Genomic DNA, 1,779 nt, shown 5'->3' with positions numbered 1-1,779 from the left:
CCGGAGGTGCGGGCGGTAACGGCGCTGACGGCGGTAAGGCCGGTGACGGCGGTGCGGGGGCGAACGGGACCTCCACCAACCCCAACGGCGGGGCCGGCGGTAAGGGCGGTGACCCGGGAACGGGCAGTGCTGGCGCCACAGGTGGCACGGGTTCGCCGACCGGGACGACCGGGCAGAGCGGAACCACCCCGAACAGCGGCGGCAACGGCGGGGCTGGTGGGGGTGGTTACAGTACGTCCACTCCGGGTCAAAACGGCGGTAACGGCGGTAACGGCGGTAACGGCGGCACCGTCGGTAACGGCGGTAACGGCGGTAACGGCGGCGATAGCGGATACGGCGGCACCCCGGGCGGCGGCGGTACTGGGGGCAACGGTGGTTCGGTTTCCGGCACGTCCGGGTCACCCGGCACCTCGGGCACCACCGGCACCATCTCCAGCACCGGCGGCAACGTGTTCACGAACGGCAACACCAGCGGTGCCGGCACGAACTCACAACAGCCAGCCGTGGTCAATACCTCCACCGGCCCCGTCACGACAATCGCTAAGAGCGGCCAGTTGTCGGGATCGAATACTGCCGGTGTCGCGTATGACCCGAACAACGGGTATGTGTACGATTCGTACCCCAGCGCAAACGATGTGCTGGTTGTTAACGCGGCAAACGGGCAAGTGGTCGCGACGATACAGCTACAGCACGGCGCTGACCCGTCCGGTATCGCCTTCAACCCGCAAGACGGCGATGTCTTCGTCGTCAACAGCGGCACCGGTAACGTTGCTGTGATAAACCCGACCACCGATCAGGTGATACACAGCATCGACCTGGGAACAGGACAGCAAACGCAACTTGGACTTGAATCCAATCAGATCGCGATAGCCCCTGATGGGAACGTTTATGTCCAGAACAATGCCACCAGCAGCGCAGTTGCGCCTTCGGTGTCGATTATCCACACCGGTGACGCTCAAAATCCATTTGGGGATATCACGACCGTCCGGCCAGAAGAGCCCTATCTGAATCTCAGCGACCTGGACGGTATCGCAGTGAATCCATCGAACGGTGACGCGTACTTCGCCGGTGGCGGCAACGATGTCACGGTGATCAGCGGAAATGGAACGGTATCCGAGATTGCTGTGTCGGGGCGGGTGGATGCTGTGGCGTCGGGGAACGGCGACGTGTACGCCTTCACGTCAAATCCGAACAATAACGCCGGAACAGATCCGCTTCTGTACACAATCAATTCCAGCAACCAGGTGGTGTCCCACGTCAACGTGGTCGATCCCGCTGTTTCACCGACGGAATTGTTGGCGACCAACGCCGTGATTGACCCCGCTGACACCGCTGACGCGTTCGTGGTCGCCGATGAAAGCGGTATCGAGGAAGTGAACGTTGATTCCGGGTTGGTTACTGGAAGTTTCTACGACCCGGGTGCCATTAATATCGCCGCCGCTGACTTCACCCCTCCGAGTTCGTAAAGGACACACCGTATGTCGTTCACGTTCGTTGTTCCCGAGCAGGTCGGCGCGTCGGCGTCGCAGCTTGCCGCGCTCGCCGCACGCATCGAGCAGGAGTCGTCGCGGGCGGGGACGTTCATCACCGCGATCCCGGCGGCGGCCTCTGACGAGGTGTCCCTCGCCGTGGCGGACCTGTTCGGCACTCACGGGGCGCTGTTCCAGTCCTTGACGGCACAAGGGGTGGCGTTCCACACCGCGTTCACCCACACCCTGTCCTCGGGGCAGGCGGCGTACGCGGCCGCCGAGGTGGCCAGCGCGTCACCGTTGCAGACCA

Annotated in this window: 3 protein-coding genes; 2 read left to right on the top strand and 1 reads right to left on the bottom strand. The window is 63.4% G+C overall.

Going from position 1 to position 1,779, the window contains the following annotated elements; all coding sequences use genetic code 11:
* Positions 1 to 247: 247 nt before the first annotated feature.
* The gene (locus tag AC2VON_RS14700; protein ID WP_486953607.1) at positions 248 to 484 is read right to left on the bottom strand and encodes a hypothetical protein; all 237 of its coding nucleotides are present in this window, start codon (positions 482 to 484) and stop codon (positions 248 to 250) included.
* 19 nt (positions 485 to 503) lie between these two features.
* Here AC2VON_RS14700 and AC2VON_RS14695 point away from each other — a divergent pair, with 19 nt between their 5' ends.
* On the top strand, positions 504 to 1,466 hold the full coding sequence (locus AC2VON_RS14695; RefSeq protein ID WP_486953606.1) for a YncE family protein: 963 nt from the start codon (positions 504 to 506) through the stop codon (positions 1,464 to 1,466).
* A gap of 12 nt (positions 1,467 to 1,478) precedes the next feature.
* Positions 1,479 to 1,779, top strand: a 301-nt coding sequence (locus AC2VON_RS14690) for a PE family protein (RefSeq protein ID WP_486953605.1), incomplete at its 3' end; no start/stop codon positions are given.

Source organism: Mycobacterium sp. TH-M82 (assembly GCF_057473605.1).
This window is presented reverse-complemented; position numbering and strand designations above follow the sequence as displayed.